Here is an 18,211-nt window from a genome sequence, read left to right as displayed (position 1 = left end):
ACAGGATCCCATCATGACCAATCCCAAGCTTGAAGTGCTGACTCCGCAAAACAGCCAGTTGATTTTCATTGACCACCAGCCGCAGATGGCATTCGGCGTCCAGTCCATGGACCGGCAGGTGCTGAAGAACAACGTCGTTGGCCTCGCCAAGGCAGCGAAGATCTTCAACATCCCGACCACCATCACGACCGTGGAAACGCAAAGCTTCTCGGGATTCACCTACCCGGAACTGCTCGACGTTTTCCCCGGCCAGCCCCTGCTCGAGCGCACTTCAATGAATTCGTGGGACGACCAGAAGGTTCGTGACGCGCTGGCAGCGAACGGTCGCAAGAAGATCGTGGTCTCGGGCTTGTGGACGGAGGTTTGCAATAACACCTTCGCACTCAGCGCCATGGCCGATGCCGGGTACGAAATCTATATGGTGGCCGACGCCTCGGGCGGCATTACGAAGGAAGGACATGACTTCGGCATGCAGCGCATGATCCAGGCCGGCGTCGTACCCGTGACGTGGCAACAGGTGGTGCTCGAATGGCAGCGCGACTGGGCGCGTCGCGATACGTATGACGCCCTCATGAGTGTGGTCAGGGAACACTCCGGCGCATACGGGATGGGCGTCGACTACGCTTACACCATGGTGCACAAAGCCCCACAGCGAGCGGTCGGCTCTCATGAGATCGTGCCTCCGGCTCCGGCAAAGTAATCGGCGGCCCTCCGTCTCATTTGGTGGCCCGCGTCCGGCCCCATACGGCGTAATGGTGTGGCCGGACCGTCGTGCCCAGAAGCTGCAAGAGAGATGTGCCGATGAAGATCTATCTGTTCTCATTAGGTGCCGGCGTTCTGGTCGGCGTCATCTACTACCTGATCGGCGTACGGTCGCCGGCTCCACCGCTTGTTGCACTGGTCGGCCTGCTCGGCATTCTTGCCGGAGAGCAGTTCATACCGATCAGTCAGCAATATTTCCGTGGCGCCATCCACTCAAGCGTGAAGCGCGCATCAGACGACGCAACCGCAGCGTTCGGCACATTGCAGCACGGCGTCTCCGGCACTACGGCTGTGCGCAAGACTGCAAAGAACGAGGAAACCCGCTCATGATTACCTCCGCCAAAACCCCCGACCTGATCCTGCACAACGGCCGGATTACCACGCTTGACAAGGCGAAGCCAGTCGCAACTGCCGTTGCCATCCACGACGGACGATTTGCAGCCGTTGGCGGCGACGCCGAAATCCTGTCTCTGGCAGGACCGGCAACGAACGTGATCGACCTTAAGGGACGGTCCGCCTTGCCAGGACTGATCGACAACCATACGCACGTCGTGCGCGGTGGCCTGAATCCTCTACGCCACGCTGGCCAAGGGCCCAAAACTGCTGTATCCGCAACGGAATCTCCTTGACCGTGATACCGCGCTCCGCATGTGGACAGAGAAGGTGGCGTGGTTCTCGAACGAGGAAGGCGCCAAGGGTCAAGTCATGGCCGGTCAATTGGTTGACCTGATCGTTCCGGACCGCGACTTCTTCACCTGTCCTGAAGACGAGATTGTGAACACGACGTCGGACCTGACGATCGTCGGCGGCCGCGTTGTCTACGGGGCAGGCGATTTCCAGTATCTTGACCGCAATGCGCCACCGCCGGCGATGCCTACTGGTCTCCCGTCCGCAAATTCGGTGGCTTCGGCGCCTGGAAGGACTCGGACGGCAAGCGCGAACGCGCATTGCAGCGGGTGGCCGCGGCGTCCTGCGCGTGTGCAAAAACCTGTGCGGTCCATGGGCACGACCATGCCCGCGCCTGGGCGAGCAATGCGCCGACATCCGACCTGCGCTCGTTCTGGGGTGCGCTGGGCTGTGCCTGCTGGGCGGTGTGACATGGAATATCGTACGCAAGTCACATCGCAGGAATCCATGCAACGGTCCGGTGACGGACGACGTATTACGGAAGGTGAATGATGAGACGTGATGACACCCTGCTCGCGTGTATAGCTGGCTACGTCGACACCCTCAGTGTCGTGGCACTTTTTGGGCTGCTCACCGCCCACGCCATGGGCAAGGACTTCGTGCTGATGAAGCTGATGGCCATTCCCGCCTTCCTGGCCGGCGTGGTTATCACCAGTCGGGTTGCGAGTGGCGAAGCCGTGGCACCGCAAAACGCGGCATGGCGAGTCTACGCAATGCAGGCTGCGCTGATGCTTGCCTTTTGCGCCGCCGGCATTGGCGCTGCTCCCATCGTTCACCCCGACGACACACTGGTCATCGTTTGCGGGATGCTCGGTGCGGCGGCGATGGGAGTACAAAACGCACGCGACCGTTTGATCTCGCTGCAGGGACATGTGCCCAACACCGTCAAGGCGGAACACGTGACGCAGATAGTGCTGGACCTATTCGAACTGCTGTCGCCAGCGAGTTCATCCGACACGAAAACCACTTCGCGCGAACGCCTGGAAAGAACTGCCCCCGCGGTCTCGTCGTTCGCATGCGGAGCTGTGGGCGGCGCAATAGGTTACGCCAGTGTGGGCTTCTGGGCACTACTGCTGCCCTTCCTCGCGCTCTTGTGGCTGACGTTCAATGCTTCAAGACGGCAACAAGGCGTGACCACTCCTCAGACCCTCATGGATGGCGGCAGCCAGCAAAGTCGGACGGCAAGCCCAGCCGGCCGCTAGCTTCGCAACGAGTACTACCTGCGGCGACCAACACTTGGCGCGCACCCAAAAGTGACACAGGAGTGAACGCCATGGCTCGCGCATTGTTCCGCCCCCCCCTACGAAATGAATGCTCTCTCGTGCCTGGTCATGGACTGTGTTGTTCTGACGCTTGCATTCGCTGGAAATGCGTATGCGGAGCAAGCCGAAGAAGCGAGCATAGAGAGTGTGCCTGCTTGTTCCGCCAGGCGCCCTGAGGTACTTTTCAATCGCTGGCAGGAAGATTGTCGGTGCTTGCGGATCCATGCGTGCCACGAGAGCCGCTCGACGGCTTGAAGTACATCCCGCTTGGCGGGGATCCCAAATCCTATCTGTCGCTGGGCGCGAACTTGCGGGAGCGCATGGAGGTCAACAATGCGCCGCTCTTCGGACTCGGTACGGCACGCAACGACACCTAGGTCATCCAACGCGCGCAGATCAGCGCCGATTCGCGTATTGGCCCGTATTTGCAGGTCTTGCCCAGATCGAGGATGCGAGGCCGTTTGGCAAAGATGCGGTCACGCCCGTCGACAAGAATCCGGTGGACCTGGAGCAGGCCTTCGTGGCATGGGTCAGCCCGTTGGGTCCCGGCATATTCAAGTTTCGCGTCGGACGCCAGGAAATGGCGTTCGATCTGCAGCGGTTCATTTCCGTGCGCGATGGTCCGAATGTACGGCAGGCTTACGATGCGGTCTGGGCAGACTACGAATACGGAAAGTGGCGTTATATCGGCTACCTGACGCAGCCCGTTCAGTATCGCGATGCGGAGGTATTCGACGATGTCTCCAACCATCGCCTGACCTTTAGTGGCGCGCGTTTCGAACGCAGGGATGTCGGACCCGGCGACCTGTCCGGCTACTACTTCGCCTATAAACGCTCCAGCGCCAATTATCTGGATGCGGCGGGCGGTGAGCACCGCGATGTTTTCGATCTCCGCTACTCTGGAAAGGCCGGCCGCATCGATTGGGATGTCGAGACGATGTACCAGTCCGGTCATGTCGGAAACAAATCCATCAATGCGTGAGCCGTGGGCTCCATCGTCGGCTACACGCTTGACATGCCATGATCACCGCGCGCCTGGCGCTGCAGGTCGATGGGGTTTCGGGTGACAAGCATCCAGGAGACGGAAGCCTGGGCATGTTCAATCCCCTGTTCCCCAATGGCTACTACTCCACGCTTGCCGGCTATACGCATCTCCTTATACAGAAGTAGAACGGCCTCCGCAGCGGGGCGGGATAGCTGATGCCGCGAAAACTCTGGGGAAAGGGGTTGTAAACATCCGCAGACTCGCGTTTACTCTCGGATTTTCGAGCGGCAATGAGCAACGAGTCGGGGGCATGGGTGGACGAGGAATTTGAGAGTCTGGATCTTGGTGATCCGCGGCGGGATCGGCGCGCCAAGGAATTGCTCAAGCGGTTTGCGGCCCTGCCTACGGCGAGCATTCCCGGTGCGTGCGATGACTGGTCGCAAACCATTGGGGCGTATCGGTTTCTGGGCAATGAGCAGATCGATTGGCGGGACGTGATGCAGCCCCATTGGGAGCGCACTGCAGCGAGGGCCGCGCAATTTCCGGTGGTGCTGTGCATCGCTGACACCACCGAGCTGAACTTCAATGGCCAGGAAATGGAGGGGCTGGGGCCGTTGAGCTACGAAGCCCAGCGGGGAATGTATCTCCATCCGACCTACGCGGTGACGCCAGACCGGGAGCCGCTGGGGGTGATCGATGCCTGGATGTGGGCTCGGGAACTGAAGGACGCCGATGGCCACCGCAGCGGGATCAAGGAAAGCGTGCGCTGGATCGAGGGGTACGAACGGGTGGCGGAGCAAGCCGCGCTGCTGCCCCAGACAAGGCTGGTGTATGTGACGGACCGCGAGGGTGACATCGCCGAGCTGATGGCGCGCGCCCAGGAACTTGGCCAGCCGGCTGACTGGCTGATCCGCAGCCAATACAACCGCAACCTTGCTGAGGCGGGCAAGCTGTGGGATAGCGTTGACGCCAGCCCGGTGCTTGGGGAAATTACCTTTATCTTGCCAGGGCGTGCAGGCCAGAAAGCGCGCGAGGTCAAACAGGAGCTACGTGCACAACGTGTGCAGCTGCCGGGTACGATTGGAGCGGCGCTCACCTGTGTGGAGGCCAGGGAGATCGGAGCGCCCGCTGGCATCAAGCCAGTGGTTTGGCGCTTGTTGACGAACCGAGAAGCGCAGGACGCCGATGCTGTCATCGAACTCGTCGACTGGTACCGAGCCCGATGGGAGGTGGAGATGTTCTTCCATGTCCTGAAGACCGGCTGCAAGGTCGAAGCGCTACAGCTATCGCACATGGATCGCGTGGAGCGGGCCTTGGCGTTGTATATGGTGGTGGCGTGGCGCATTGCCCGCTTGATGCGGTTGGGCAGAACCTGCCCGGATCTGGATGCGTCACTGTTCTTCGACGCCGACGAGATTCGGGGGGCATACGTGCTCGCCAAAAAAGCCCGCCCGAAGGTACCAGTCACACTCAATCAGATGATTCGGTTGGTGGCTTCCCTGGGTGGGTTCCTTGGGCGCAAGAGCGATGGTGAGCCCGGCGCCAAGACGATCTGGATCGGCATGCAGCGAACCATGGATGCCGCGCTCACCATTCAGGCACTGCGGGAAGAGTCATGACTTCTGTATAAGGAGATGGGCTATACGGGCTATGCAAGCCTCCTTCACTTCAAGCCATCGATCACGGTCGAAGAGTAACCTGACAATCCTGGGGGCAGTCGGATTCCAGTGACGCTTCGGGCTACGCCCTCTGCGCCCTGTGCAGCGGCTCGGAAAACCAACCACGGTCAGGTTAAGTCTAGCCTTTCACAGCTTAACCGCTTAAGAACATCGCCATCCTTGGTGGCATGCTGGTTGTATTCTCGATCGAATTGGCGCGCGCGCAGGTCAAGACGTAGTGATTGGCCCAGCGGCCCAAGGGAACTGGCAATCCGAAGCCAATTCCATTTCTCCGCGACCGGCTATGCCCAGTCCGAGATGACGCTTATCCGGGGGCGCACGGCATCCCGCGCAGTGCCTGTATCCGAGGACCGCCAACGCAGCGGGCTATGGCATGAGCCCGCACGCCGTACGTCTCCCACTCGTCCGTCGGCTCTGCGGCAACCGGAGCCGCTAGCGGACAGTCGCGCTCGCCGCCGCAGACCGCCACATAATGTGCACACCGCACCCTGACATGGCTAGCCTGTTCCGACCTCCCTGCCATAGCCAGGCTCGCTTGACACCCCGCTTGCCCCGACGTCCCCGGACTCTGCGGATCTAGCGAACGCATCAATCGCCATAGCCCAACTCACGGCATCGCTGAACTCCGCGGTTTCCTCCCTTGAGCTTTGATCAACGCCTGCCCGCACGCGCCCCCCGGGCGTCCGGAGCCCAGCAGCCACGGGCACGCATCGAACAAACCTAAACAGAAGCGGAAGTCTGTGAGTTCTCGATCTGATTTGGGAATCCCTTTCGATCCACTCAGGACGGCGGATGCTCTAGCGACCAAGCAATCCATTCTTTGCGTTGGCGCGGAACGATGGATTGCGTAGCAGATCCTCTCATCCTCGAACGCGAACGTGAGCGGTCTCGCATCGGCGCCGACAACGGACATGGCGATCCTTCGTAACGTCGGCAAAGGCGCGTCAGCGCCGTGCCCACCATCATACGTCGTGCACGCAATGGTAGGCACGCTTCCGCCTTCGCTCCTCGAGTTACGGCGGAATAGCCGTTGTAGCGAAATGCAATCGGCCGCTCCTCGGCTATTCAAACTCTGGCGTTCTTGGCGCCAGCGGCATGAGAGTCGCTTTGCCTACCCTCCAATTCAACGTCAGCCTTTCGCGTTCCCCCTCGGAATCTCGAACACAAGGCACGTTGTCGTCGCATGCGCAAGCAGCCGGTCTTTTGCATCGGTGATGCGCGCCTCGGCGGTGGCGACGCGGCGGCCGGCGTTGAGCACGCGGCCCTCGGTGCGGATCACGCCGCTCGTCTCGCTCATGCCGCGCACGAATGAGATCTTGAATTCCAGCGTGGTGTAGCCAGTGCCCGCGGCAAGCGTGCTCTGCACCGCGAGCCCCATCGCGGAATCCAAGAGGATCGCGGAATAGCCGCCATGCACCGAGCCGATCGGATTGTAATGGCGCAGACCCGGCACGCTGTGAATCACGACGGCACCGGGCTCAGCCGTGCAGTCGAACGGCTCGACCGTCTGCATGATCGGCGGCTCCGGCAATCGTCCCGCGAAGATCGCGCGGACAAAATCGAGCCCCGACATCGATGCCATCACGTCGACAGGTACGATGCCGTATTCGATAGTCTGCTTGCCGGATTTATCGTCCATGATCTCTCAACACAACACGTCGTCATGCCGGACCTGATCCCGGCATCTATGATTATTCAGAAAGAGGATTGCCGGGTCAAGCGCGTGCAACTAGTGTCCTGAGTCTGAAATTCGGCACGCACAAGACGGCGTCGATCAAGGCTTGGTTCGCTCGCCATCCACGCTTCCATGTTCATTTCACACCGACCTCCGCCTCGTGGATCAATCAGGTGGAGCGCTGGTTTGCAACCATCACCGAACAATACATCCGCCGCGGCACGCATCGCTCAACCCGACAACTTGAGCAAGCTATCCGCCAATACCTTGACCTGAACAACGCCAACCCCACGCCTTTCGTGTGGACAAAGTCCGCCGATGACATCCTCGCCAGCATCAGACGATTTTGTCTACGAATTTCTGACTCGGGACACTAGGTGTACGCACGCGTACCGAAGCGGTTGTGGTGCGCGCAGGAAAGGACTGCTCTTGCTGGGTCCAGGCTCCTGTGGTTTGTCGCGTTGGATGGCATTCCTGGTATTGTCGTCTACGCTCGCATGACCGTTCCTCCGGCTGTTGATACTGCATAGCTTTCGCACTGGGCCCGCACGCTAGCTCTTCAGAAGTTGTGGCGCATCGCCAGCGCAAAGGTCTGCGGGTCGGCACCGGCTTTTACGCCCAGCCCATTGATGGCAAAGTCGTAACTCGCGTTCTTCCGGTTGTTGATGCGACTGTAGTACGTATAGATCGACGTCCGCTTGGATAGCGGATAGTCGTAGCCTACGGTGATTTGCGTGGCGCCGGTATCCGCGCCGCTGTGGAAAAAGCCGACGGTTTCGGTCGCGTTACCTGCGCCGTTGCTGGCGAGCGCAAAGCCGATCTTTACGCTGCCTGGGCCCAGCTTCTGCACGAGCGACGTGTAGTAGCCATTGCGTGTCAGGTCTCCGCTAGCCGTGCGGTAATGCAGCCGCTCATACACCAGCGCAATCGTCGTGGCAGGAAACCGGTATGACACGCCTACCTTCATGCCATCGTCGTTGCGGCCTGCGGTGTGGTAGTGCTGGTGGATTTCATATGCCAGCGCCACATTGAGTGAACCATTGTCATAGGAACCGGCAAACGAATACAGCGCCGGATTACGAGGCACGCTAGTCTTTTCCTCCGGCAGCCCCCAGGCCATGGCGCCGCTCAGTCCGTGCCACTGTGGCGACTGATAGTGCAGCGAGTTCTGCTGGCGCCGATCGAAGGAACTCGTGTTCTGGACATTGTCGGTGGTGGCGGCTGCGCCGTTGCCCATCAGAGCCATATAACCCGCGGTGGTCGGGTAGTAGGGATCGTAGCCCTTGGTTGCAGTGGTGTATGGGGTGTCCCAGTTGCCCATGAAGACGGTGCCGTAATGGCTTTCCAGTCCCAAACGCGTGTCACGCGCGGCAATCTGCCCGGCTCCAGTGTCAAGCGACACGGTGCTCTCGATCTGCCAGATTGCCTTGAGTCCATAAGCCAGCGGCTCGTCGCCGCGCAGACCGAAGACGGTCCGGTAGTTGGTCAGCCGGCCTGTGCCGCCGAGCCGCGTGCCATCCGTTGCGGTGGTGGCGCTGGAATATTCGAGCGCGGTATTGATCCTCCCGTAGATCACAACCGACGATTGGGCACTGGCCTCACCTACCAGACAGGTCATCGCGACCGCAAACAGAAATACAGACCGCCACACGCCAACCTTTGCCATCTGTAGCCTCGCTATTTTGCTTTGCAGCATATGCCGATCTCGCGTGGTTGATGTGCAAGATGGCTGTTGATTCCCGTTGCCGGGTTCTTTGAGCTCGCAGCGATTTGCGTGCGGCACAAGCGAGTGCTTGCCACAAGCAGCCAGAGTGTTCGCCGCAAGCAAAAAAACAACCCGCCATCCTCGTGACTTTCTATAGTAGTGAAGCGTTGCTTGGCCGACGCTCGTTTTTTGAACTCGCCAATGTCCGTGCCCGCCCGTTTGCCGGCGCGCGACGGTCGTTTGCTGCCGTCGACTGGAGACCATCATGAGCGACCCAAAGCTTCAAGTGCTGACCCCGCAGAACTGCCAACTGATCTTCATTGACCACCAGCCGCAGATGGCATTCGGCGTCCAGTCAATTGACCGGCAAGTGCTGAAGAACAATGTAGTTGGCTTGGCCAAGGCAGCCAAGATCTTCAACATCCCGACCACCATCACCACCGTGGAGACCGAGAGCTTCTCCGGCTTCACATACCCCGAACTGCTCGACGTCTTTCCGGGCCAGAAACTGCTGGAACGCACGTCGATGAACTCATGGGATGACCAGAAGGTTCGTGACGCGCTGGCTGCCAACGCCCGCAAGAAGGTGGTCGTGTCCGGACTGTGGACCGAGGTCTGCAATAACACCTTTGCACTCTGTGCAATGGATGAAGGGGGATACGAAATCTACATGGTGGCCGATGCCTCGGGCGGCATCACGAAGGAAGGGCATGAATACGGCATGCAGCGCATGATCCAGGCCGGCGTCGTACCCGTGACGTGGCAGCAGGTGTTGCTCGAATGGCAGCGCGACTGGGCGCGTCGCGACACGTATGACGCCGTCATGAAGGTGGTCCGGGAGCATTCCGGCGCCTACGGGATGGGCGTGGATTACGCCTACACCATGGTGCACAAGGCGCCACAGCGCGCCAGTGGTACCCATGAGATCGTGCCTGCGGTGCCGGCCAAGTAATCGGCAGCCCTCTCACCCTCATTCGATATCCCCGACTCCGGCCGCGCGGCGTGACGCCGCCGGCCGGCAGGAGCCATTGCGATGTCTCCCTCAGACAAGCCCGATCTGATCCTGGTGAATGGCCGTTTCACCACGCTGGATCCGCAACAACCCCAAGCGCAGGCCGTAGTCATCCGCGGCGGCAAGTTCATGGCCGTGGGCAGCAAGCAGGACGTCATGCCTCTCGGTGACAACTCCGTGACAGTGATTGACCTCGGAGGCCGGCGCGTGATTCCGGGGTTGATCGACAGCCACATGCACATCATCCGCGGCGGCCTGAATTACAACATGGAACTGCGCTGGGACGGCGTGGGCTCGCTGGCCGACGCCATGCGCATGCTCAAGGATCAGGTCTCGCGCACGCCGGCCCCGCAATGGGTGCGCGTGGTGGGCGGCTTCACCGAACACCAGTTCGTTGAGAAGCGCCTCCCGACCATCGAAGAGCTGAACGCGGTGGCGCCGGATACGCCTGTGTTCGTTCTGCATCTGTACGATCGCGCACTCCTGAATGGCGCCGCGCTGCGCGCCGTGGGTTACAACAAGGACACCCCTGAGCCTCCCGGCGGCGAGATTGTGCGTGACGCCCAGGGCAATCCGACCGGCTTGCTGCTGGCCCAGCCCAACGCGACCATTCTGTACGCTACCCTGGCCAAGGGGCCCAAGCTGCCGCCCGAGTACCAGAAGAACTCTACGCGGCATTTCATGCGCGAAGTGAACCGCCTTGGCGTAACAGGCGTGATCGACGCCGGCGGGGGCTACCAGAACTATCCCGAGGACTACGCCGTGGTCGAGGAACTTCACAAGGAGGGCCTGCTCACCGTGCGGCTCGCCTATAACCTCTTCACGCAGAAGCCGAAGGACGAGCTCAACGACTTCCGTACCTGGGCCGCCAAGGTCAAGCCAGGCCAGGGCGATGACCTCTACCGCCAAAACGGTGCCGGCGAGATGCTGGTCTATACGGCAGCCGACTTCGAGGACTTTCGCGTGGCGCGGCCGGAGATGCCCCTGTCGATGGAGGCCGACCTCGAACCCGTGATCCGCCTGCTGGTGGAGAACCGCTGGCCATGGCGACTGCATGCCACCTACGACGAGACCATCTCGCGCGCGCTGGATGTCTACGAGAAAGTGGCGCGCGACATGCCGTTCGACGGCCTGCACTGGTTCTTCGACCACGCCGAGACAATCACCGACCGCAACATGGACCGCATTGCGGCGCTGGGCGGCGGCATTGCCGTGCAGCACCGCATGGCCTACCAGGGCGAGTACTTTGTCGAGCGATATGGCGCAAAGCCGGCAGAGCGCACGCCGCCGATCAAGCAGATGCTTGAGCGCGGCATCAAGGTGGGCGCCGGCACGGACGCCACGCGCGTCGCCTCGTACAACCCGTGGGTGTCACTATCATGGCTGACGACTGGCAAGACGCTCGGCGGCCTGTCGCTGTATCCGCAGGCCAATCTCCTCGACCGTGAGACTGCGCTTCGGCTCTGGACCGAGGCCAATACCTGGTTCTCCAACGAGGAAGGCAAGAAGGGCCGGATTGCCGTTGGCCAGCTTGCGGACCTGGCCGTACTGTCGAGCGACTACCTCACCGTTCCCGGCGATGAGATCCAGGACATCACCTCGGTACTGACCGTGCTCGGCGGCAAGGTGGTCTATGGCGATGGCGATTTCGGCAAACTGTCTCCCGAAATCCCTCCAGCCATGCCGGACTGGTCGCCGGTGCGGACGTACGGAGGTTATCAGGCGCGCCGCCAGGGTGTTCAATCAGCCGCGGCGCTCAGCGTGACATGCGGCTGCGCGAAACGTTGCGGTGTGCATGGCCACGCCCATGCCGCCGCCTGGGCGGCGCAGGTGCCGGTCGCCGACCACCGGCAATTCTGGGGCGCGCTCGGCTGTTCCTGCTGGGCATTCTGACAGCGAGGCGGCAACGATGACCGAGCGTATCCCGCATCCCCATGCAGCGGCGGGCGCCGGGCTGGCCCGTGTGGCCACGCCAACAATCCGGTGGCTGGCGCTCCTGGCACTGTGCGCCGCCTACCTGCAGGGCGGGCTCACCAAGGCGCTGGACTTCCCGGCCGCTATCGCCGAAATGAACCATTTTGGCTTGGCGCCGGCCGCTCCGATGGCGGCGCTGGTCATCGCGCTGGAACTCGGCGCCTCGGCGATGATCCTGACAGGATTTTGGCGCTGGGTTGGGGCGCTGGCGCTGGCGGCGTTCACCTTGATGGCGTCGTTCCTGGCCAATGCGTTCTGGAATGTGCCAATGCCCGACCGGATCATGGTGGAGAACGCCTTCTTCGAGCATATCGGGCTGGCGGGTGGTTTCGTGCTGGTGGCCTGGCACGACCTGCGCCGTCTCGGCCGGGCGGCATCGGAACAGGGGGGCTGAAATGAAGCTCTATCTCGTGTCGTTCGGAGCGGGGATCCTCGTTGGGATCATCTATGCCCTACTGCAAGTGCGTTCACCCGCGCCACCGGCCATCGCGCTGCTCGGTCTGCTTGGCATGCTGATCGGCGAGCAGGTCGTGCCGACGGTCAAACGCATGATAGCCGGTGAGCCGGTCACTGTGGCGTGGTTCCGCACGGAATGCGTGCCCAAGATCTCAGGCGCGCCGCCCAAGGTTGTGGCGGAACTTGGAGGCAACCAGAGCAACGGCACCGTCGAACGGGACGACGTCTCGCGTTGATGGGGAGCCATAGCGCAGACGCGAGCAGAGATAAGCCGATGAAGGAAGTGGGGAGAACATCGTTTCCGGAGAGCCACAAGCACATCAACAACAGCGTGCATGGCTGCGTGCTGTCATATGTTGCGGGCTTTGTGGACGTGGTCGGCTTCATTTCCCTGTTCGGGCTGTTCACGGCTCACGTCACGGGCAACTTCATCATGATCGGGGTGGAACTGACAGGACGCTCCGAGGGGCTGGCGACCAAGCTCCTTGCCTTGCCCGCTTTTGCTGGAGCGGTTGCGACAACGCGGCTGCTGGAGTCGTGGCTGGTGCAGCGCCAGCGTCCGGCCGTGGCCGTGCTGCTTGCCATCGAATGCGTATTCCTGTTGCTGTTTGTGGGCACTGGCTTGTTGGCAAGGGCCGCCCGGGCGGGCCTCAGTGCCGGCTCTTCGCTGACAACGCTGGCCGGCATGTTAGCTGTCGTGGCGATGGGCATCCAGAACGCACTGTCCCGTACCGCGCTGGCCGACCTGGGCCCCACCACTATTATGACCGGTAACACTACCCAGATCGTGATTGACTTAGTTGACCTCTTGACAGCCGGACCCGAGCAAGCGGGCGCGATCCGCGCGCGCCTGCGTAAGATGCTGCCGGCTGTGGCGGCCTTTGCTGCCGGAGCCGTGCTGGGTGCATTGGCATTCGCTGCCATTAGCTTCTGGTGTGTCTTGCTGCCGGTACTCTTGTTAGCGGCGCTATGCCGACAGCAGTGGCAAGCCAAGCCTGTGCCTACCTGACTCTGTCATCAGTTCTTTGCCTGCTCGCGCGTGAAGTGTAGTAAAGAAAACCGGCAGGCCGGCCAGTGGCGACGCCACGTGGCCGGCAGCACGGGCCTGGTCTGCCGCAGCGGCTGCCGCCAGGGCACCCTTGGCATCGACCTCAAGAAACGCCGTGCCGCCCGAGGTGCGATGACTGTCGATGCGCTCCAGCGCCTGTTCGGTCAGCGCGACGCTCGTGGTACGCCCGGCATTCAGGCTGGCGGCCAGTTCGGCGATGGTAGGACGGTCCGTACGCATCAAGGGGCCACCTCCAGGCTTGCCACGCGGTAGGCATGGCATATCGAACGCCGCAATACCGGATCGTGCAGTTCGACTTCGAATGCCGCGCCACCTCCCAGTTCCCCGATCACGGACTGGGTCCCGCAAAACATCGCAGTACCAGGGGGCAGCGCTCCTTCGCCATGCAGACGGCGGATCAGATCGCGCGGGTCAAGCAGGCGTGTCACCAGTCCTTCCTGGTAAAGCTCGCGCACGCCATGCCGAGTGCGCCAGCAGCGTATCTCGAGCCGGTCCCAGTGCACCGCGACATCGTCAAAGCGCCAGACCTCGCTACCGACCGGCTTGGCGCACATCTGTTTGGAGACGGTGACATCATAGGCCTCTACCCTGCGGTCGGTATGGTCCGAGCCCACGCCGACATAGAGCGCGTCAGGGCCTGCCAGCAGCACGAACTCGATCTCACCCGATGAATCGTCCCGCGGCACTTCCAGCAGCGGCGCGGTGGTCAGCAGCGAGGCGGCAAGCGGGTAAAAGCACGGTACGGTCGAAGGCGGCTTCACGCCGATCTGTTCGAGTTCCCGAATATGGTGGTTGACGGCGTCGGCATCGCATCCGGTCCAGCCGGCAATGACGAGCCGGTCGATATGCAGGGCCAGCGGTTCCTCGCCGGCGAGCTGGAATTGCAGAGTAGGCATGCGGTACAAGTGGTTGGGAAGCATGGGCTGCGTGCGGAATGCAGCCGGCAGGCCCCGTCTGACACCGACGGGCCGCGCCCGATCTAGTGCTCAAGCGGCTTGTGAGCCGTCTCGCTGGCAGCCAGCAGCGCAAGCAGCGTCACGCCCAATGCCGCGCAGACGTAGAGCGACACCGCGCCGGTCGTGCCATAGGCCCGGTACAGGCTCGTGATGATGAGCGGAGCGAAGCCGCCGCCGAGGATGCCTGCCAGGGTGTAGGCCAGTGACGAGCCTGCATAGCGCACCCGCGTCGGAAACTGCTCGGTCACGAAAGCTGCCTGCGGGCCGTACATGACGGCATGGATCTGCAGCCCCAGCACAACCGCCAGACAAATCTGCCACGGCTGGCTGCTGTCCATCAGCACGAAGAACACGAACGCCCAGACGATTCCCAGCAGCGCCCCGGTCAGGTAGACCGGCCGGCGGCCGAGCTTGTCAGACAGCGCACCGAACAGCGGCACCGTCAGCGCATTGCCGGCCGCGCCCAACATCGTCGCGGTCAGCGCCAGCGGACGCGACAGGTGCAGCACGCTGGTGACATAGGTCAGCGTAAATACCACGACCAGGGCATAGAGCACGTCCGAACCGATCCGCAAGCCGCCGGCCACCAGCAAACGCCGCCAGTGCGATACGAACACTTCCTTGAGCGGGGTCTTGGCCTGGGCATTGTGCGCAGCCATTTCCTTGAACGCCGGCGTCTCATCCACGCCACGCCGCAGCCACAAGCCGAAAACCACCAGCGCCACGCTCGATACGAACGGGATGCGCCAGCCCCACGCCAGGAAGTCCTCCGGGCTCAGGAACAGCGAGACCAGGGCAATGAAGCCAGTGCCCAGCAGCGTGCCGGCCGACGGACCCACCTGCGTAAAGGACGCGTTGCGCCCACGCTCGTCCTGCCTGCCGTGGACGTTACCGATATTTCCAAGTGGAACAAAAAGCCTTGTCCGTTGTCCGTCGCCTGGGCAGAGTCCATGCGACGGACGAAGCATTGCTTGCGATCATCCTAACGGGACGCTACCTGTCCGAGAATTACAGATTTATGTTGTACCCATCAAGCCGTCGGCTACCCCGACGCCATTTCTCGCCGGACCGCGCCAGCGCAGCCGACGGAGAGCCCTCGTTAGCCAACCCAGGCAGCGCTAGGGGCGATTGCGGAAGATGGTGGATAGCATTCCATTCTCGTGGAATCCAGCTGCCCTGCTTTGCTGCGCGATGCTGGCGCTGACGAACACGAGCGCTCCAATGGGGAGCAGGACGCACCAGAATGAAAAAAGTGAATAGGAGGCGGAGCCTAACCCTGCGCCGATGACGAATCCGACGATAGCGGGAGCGGTCTTCCAGATCCTTTTCGTCAGCACAGACCGTTGATCCTGCGAAGCGCCTTGCAGATCTACCAGATCGATGACCAGCTGGGTGGTGTTTCCTGTCATAACGGTCGTGGCGCCAAATTCGGCGAGTGCAGTCCGGGCGAGGGAATTCTGAATCCCCAGTGCAGCGACAGCGCTCAGGCCTGCCAGAACAGCGACAGGATCATTGGCATTCCTGATTGGGAGTGACAGATAGGCGAGACCCATGAATGTCGCCAGGAGTATGCACTGGACGAGCAGCATCACGGGAACGGGCAGCCTGTTGTTACGTACCAATCTGGATTCCAGGATTCTCGTGCCGGCGACGGCGAGCACGAAAGTCGGGAGCGCCAGGATTTTCGCGAGAAGGAGGGGCGCCGTCGGTGACGATAGGTCGATGCCTATCATGATGAAGTTCCCGGTGACATGCGCGGTAAACAGGCCGAACAATGCGATGAAGCCCACCACATCGACAAAACCGGCGACGAACGAAAGAAGGAACGGTGGGGAAGCACGAACGACCATCGAAGGACGTGCCCCAGAATCGGCTAACGACATGATTTCAATCTCGCGCGGAGGGTTCCTTACCCGTTTCTGCTACGATCACGGGTACTGAATGCTGATCTGATGACTTGGATGGCAACCCGGATATCTTCGGCACACATTCCTGCCGAAACCAGGCTGCAGTAATCGGTGCGCCAGCACGAATTCGATTGATAGGGGCGACGATCTGCTCTCCGACCAGCATCCCAAGCAGACCCACCAGTGCAATCGCTGGCGGCGCCGGCGAACGGACGTTTATTACCGCATAGATGACGCCGACGAGAATCCCTGCGGCCAGGGATACGATATAAGGCTTCATGGTTTCATCTCCATCATGACTTTGCATTGCTGGGTACCGCGCAGGTCTTCCCAGGCCACCAGCAGAAAACCGCCGACCAGCCCCAGATGTTCGAAGAAGGCGTTCGCCATCATGAATTGGCTATCGGGCGGCACCTGCCAGAATGGATTGGCCATGAACGTGGCCGCCAGCGCGCCGAGCCAGCGCCAGATGCCAAGCAGGATCATCGCCGACGCGCCAAGCTCGAGCACGATGGTGGCCGCAGCGATCGGAATCGCCGGTGACAGCTCCGCCACATCGCCGGGGAAGTCGAACAGCTTGACCAGCCCGCCCTGCAGGTAAGCAGCGCATAGCAACAACAGGCCGATCCAGTGAAGCCAGCGCGGCAACCGGCGCGTGGCATCGCCAGTGTTGGCCGGCGAGGACATCGATGTGTACATGGGCGTTTCTCCGTATTCGTCTTGCATCAGAACGCCCAGCACGAGCAGCCGAGCGCGCCCCAGAACGCGCTTTCGTCCGAGGCGGGTACGCCCGAGGTCCACGCCTTCGCATGCGCATGGCCGTGCACGCCGCACGCGCTGGCGCAACCGCAGGCCGTGTTCAATGCCAGCGCCCGGGCTTGCGGACGCGGCTGGTACTGGCCGCCGTGGCGGGCAGGCGACCAGTCCGGCATCGCCGGCGGGATGGCGGGTGACAGCTTGCCGAATTCGCCGTCGCCATAGACCACCTCGCCGCCCAGGATCGTCATCACCGAGGTGATGTCCTGGATCTCATCGCCGGGCACGCTGAAGTAGTCCGCGGACAGCGCCGCCAGGTCAGCCAGTTGCCCCGCCTTGATCTGGCCCTTCTTGCCGACTTCAGACGAGAACCAGGCATTGGCCTCAGTCCACAGGCGCAACGCCGTCTCGCGGTCGAGCAGGTTGGCCTGCGGGTACATCGACATGCCGCCCACGGTCTTGCCCGTGGTCAGCCAGTAAAGCGACGCCCACGGGTTGTACGATGCGACGCGCGTGGCATCGGTGCCGGCACCAACCCTGACGCCCTTCTCCAGCATCTTCTTCACGGGCGGCGTCGCTTCGGCAGCGCGCGCGCCGTAGCGCTCGACAAAGTATTCGCCCTGGTAGGCCATGCGGTGCTGCACGGCGATGCCGCAGCCAAGCGCAGCGATGCGGTCGATATTGCGGTCCGAAATGGTCTCGGCGTGGTCGAAGAACCAGTTCAGGCCATTGAACGGGACATCCTTTGCCACCTTCTCGTAGACGTCGAGCGCGCGCGAGATGGTCTGGTCATAGGTGGCATGCAGGCGCCACGGCCAGCGCTTCTCGGCCAGCAGGCGGATCACCACCGGTTCGAGGTCGCCTTCCATTGACGGCGGCATGTCGGGCCGCTCGACGCGGAAGTCTTCGAAATCCGCCGCCGTGTAGAAGCCGCCCACCACGCGCACCCACTGCGGCGCGAGCGTGCGGGCCACCTGGTCCTTCAGCATGCGCATGGCATCGGCCAGCGAACGCACGCCGTCCCAGCGCAGCTCCATGTTGTAGTTCAGGCTGCCGCGGATGATGTGCATGTGGCTGTCGATCAGCCCCGGGGATGGCCCGCCGGCCATTCAGGTCGACGACCCTGGTCTGCGCACCGGCCAGCTTCATGATGTCCTGGCGCGTGCCGACGGCAACGAAGCGCCCGTCGCGGATCGCCACCGCGTCGGCTTGCGGGTTGGACTTGTCGAGCGTGGTGAACTTGCCGTTGACAAGGAAGAGATCGGGGGTCGGGGTCGGTGACATGGCGAAAAGCTCCGAACGGAGCCGCCGCACCGATGGCGGCAG

Annotated in this window: 17 protein-coding genes and 5 pseudogenes; 13 read left to right on the top strand and 9 right to left on the bottom strand. The window is 62.0% G+C overall.

Annotated elements, in window-relative coordinates:
* The first annotated feature begins 13 nt into the window (after nucleotides 1–13).
* The 7 genes and pseudogenes from K307_RS23005 to K307_RS22980 all read left to right on the top strand — a co-directional run bounded on the left by K307_RS23005 (nucleotide 14) and on the right by K307_RS22980 (nucleotide 5,315).
* Nucleotides 14–700 carry a hydrolase gene (locus K307_RS23005; protein WP_042883040.1) on the top strand — a complete coding sequence of 229 codons (687 nt, stop codon included), beginning with the start codon at nucleotides 14–16 and terminating at the stop codon, nucleotides 698–700.
* Between the two features lie 101 nt (nucleotides 701–801).
* On the top strand, nucleotides 802–1,092 hold the full coding sequence (locus tag K307_RS23000) for a DUF1427 family protein (protein ID WP_042883038.1): 291 nt from the start codon (nucleotides 802–804) through the stop codon (nucleotides 1,090–1,092).
* Complete coding sequence (locus K307_RS22995) at nucleotides 1,089–1,391, top strand: amidohydrolase family protein (RefSeq protein ID WP_042883036.1); 303 nt, start codon at nucleotides 1,089–1,091, stop codon at nucleotides 1,389–1,391. The genes K307_RS23000 and K307_RS22995 overlap by 4 nt, the downstream gene beginning before the upstream one ends.
* Nucleotides 1,366–1,859 (top strand): annotated as a pseudogene (locus K307_RS46460) (amidohydrolase family protein); the annotation flags it as partial. The gene K307_RS22995 and the pseudogene K307_RS46460, both read left to right, overlap by 26 nt.
* A 78-nt stretch (nucleotides 1,860–1,937) precedes the next feature.
* Complete coding sequence (locus tag K307_RS22990) at nucleotides 1,938–2,651, top strand: YoaK family protein (RefSeq protein ID WP_230626021.1); 714 nt, start codon at nucleotides 1,938–1,940, stop codon at nucleotides 2,649–2,651.
* Between the two features lie 129 nt (nucleotides 2,652–2,780).
* A pseudogene (locus tag K307_RS44860) lies at nucleotides 2,781–3,860 on the top strand (alginate export family protein); the annotation flags it as partial.
* Nucleotides 3,861–3,986: 126 nt separating this feature from the next.
* Entirely contained in the window at nucleotides 3,987–5,315 is a 1,329-nt protein-coding gene (locus K307_RS22980) for an IS4 family transposase (protein ID WP_042875593.1), read from the top strand.
* 1,189 nt (nucleotides 5,316–6,504) lie between these two features.
* Here K307_RS22980 and K307_RS22975 read toward each other — a convergent pair.
* Nucleotides 6,505–7,014: a PaaI family thioesterase gene (locus K307_RS22975; RefSeq protein ID WP_042883034.1), complete on the bottom strand. Its 510-nt coding sequence runs from the start codon at nucleotides 7,012–7,014 to the stop codon at nucleotides 6,505–6,507.
* 113 nt (nucleotides 7,015–7,127) lie between these two features.
* Here K307_RS22975 and K307_RS46455 point away from each other — a divergent pair.
* Nucleotides 7,128–7,427: pseudogene (locus K307_RS46455) on the top strand (transposase); the annotation flags it as partial.
* Between the two features lie 182 nt (nucleotides 7,428–7,609).
* On the opposite strand, the gene K307_RS22970 reads toward K307_RS46455, so the two are convergent.
* Complete coding sequence (locus tag K307_RS22970; RefSeq protein ID WP_042883032.1) at nucleotides 7,610–8,716, bottom strand: porin; 1,107 nt, start codon at nucleotides 8,714–8,716, stop codon at nucleotides 7,610–7,612.
* 304 nt (nucleotides 8,717–9,020) lie between these two features.
* Here K307_RS22970 and K307_RS22965 point away from each other — a divergent pair, with 304 nt between their 5' ends.
* The 5 genes from K307_RS22965 (at nucleotide 9,021) to K307_RS22945 (ending at nucleotide 13,206) form a co-directional block, all read left to right on the top strand.
* A complete protein-coding gene (locus K307_RS22965) occupies nucleotides 9,021–9,707 on the top strand; it encodes a hydrolase (RefSeq protein ID WP_042876013.1) in 687 nt (228 codons plus the stop codon).
* 81 nt (nucleotides 9,708–9,788) lie between these two features.
* Entirely contained in the window at nucleotides 9,789–11,660 is a 1,872-nt protein-coding gene (locus K307_RS22960; RefSeq protein ID WP_042883030.1) for an amidohydrolase, read from the top strand.
* A gap of 16 nt (nucleotides 11,661–11,676) precedes the next feature.
* Nucleotides 11,677–12,135, top strand: coding sequence for a DoxX family protein (locus tag K307_RS22955; RefSeq protein WP_051975125.1), 459 nt, complete (start codon nucleotides 11,677–11,679; stop codon nucleotides 12,133–12,135).
* Between the two features lies 1 nt (nucleotide 12,136).
* Nucleotides 12,137–12,433 carry a XapX domain-containing protein gene (locus tag K307_RS22950; RefSeq protein ID WP_042883028.1) on the top strand — a complete coding sequence of 99 codons (297 nt, stop codon included), beginning with the start codon at nucleotides 12,137–12,139 and terminating at the stop codon, nucleotides 12,431–12,433.
* Nucleotides 12,434–12,471: 38 nt separating this feature from the next.
* Nucleotides 12,472–13,206: a YoaK family protein gene (locus K307_RS22945; protein ID WP_042883026.1), complete on the top strand. Its 735-nt coding sequence runs from the start codon at nucleotides 12,472–12,474 to the stop codon at nucleotides 13,204–13,206.
* Here the strand turns inward: K307_RS22945 and K307_RS22940 are convergent.
* The 7 genes and pseudogenes from K307_RS22940 to K307_RS22915 all read right to left on the bottom strand — a co-directional run bounded on the left by K307_RS22940 (nucleotide 13,165) and on the right by K307_RS22915 (nucleotide 18,169).
* Entirely contained in the window at nucleotides 13,165–13,485 is a 321-nt protein-coding gene (locus K307_RS22940) for an amidase family protein (protein ID WP_042883025.1), read from the bottom strand. The two genes, K307_RS22945 and K307_RS22940, sit on opposite strands and share 42 nt — an antisense overlap.
* Nucleotides 13,485–14,162, bottom strand: coding sequence for a DUF2848 domain-containing protein (locus K307_RS22935; protein ID WP_042883372.1), 678 nt, complete (start codon nucleotides 14,160–14,162; stop codon nucleotides 13,485–13,487). The genes K307_RS22940 and K307_RS22935 overlap by 1 nt, the downstream gene beginning before the upstream one ends.
* Before the next feature lie 83 nt (nucleotides 14,163–14,245).
* Nucleotides 14,246–15,106 (bottom strand): annotated as a pseudogene (locus K307_RS22930) (MFS transporter); the annotation flags it as partial.
* A 234-nt stretch (nucleotides 15,107–15,340) separates the two neighbouring features.
* Nucleotides 15,341–16,105, bottom strand: coding sequence for a YoaK family protein (locus tag K307_RS22925; protein ID WP_063771711.1), 765 nt, complete (start codon nucleotides 16,103–16,105; stop codon nucleotides 15,341–15,343).
* 4 nt (nucleotides 16,106–16,109) lie between these two features.
* On the bottom strand, nucleotides 16,110–16,409 hold the full coding sequence (locus tag K307_RS46450) for a XapX domain-containing protein (RefSeq protein ID WP_080745178.1): 300 nt from the start codon (nucleotides 16,407–16,409) through the stop codon (nucleotides 16,110–16,112).
* Entirely contained in the window at nucleotides 16,406–16,828 is a 423-nt protein-coding gene (locus K307_RS22920) for a DoxX family protein (protein ID WP_042883024.1), read from the bottom strand. Before K307_RS22920 ends, K307_RS46450 begins: the two co-directional genes overlap by 4 nt.
* A 26-nt stretch (nucleotides 16,829–16,854) precedes the next feature.
* A pseudogene (locus tag K307_RS22915) lies at nucleotides 16,855–18,169 on the bottom strand (amidohydrolase family protein).
* Between the last annotated feature and the right edge of the window lie 42 nt (nucleotides 18,170–18,211).

This window comes from Cupriavidus necator A5-1, assembly GCF_000744095.1.
GTDB lineage: Bacteria > Pseudomonadota > Gammaproteobacteria > Burkholderiales > Burkholderiaceae > Cupriavidus > Cupriavidus necator_A.
This window is presented reverse-complemented; position numbering and strand designations above follow the sequence as displayed.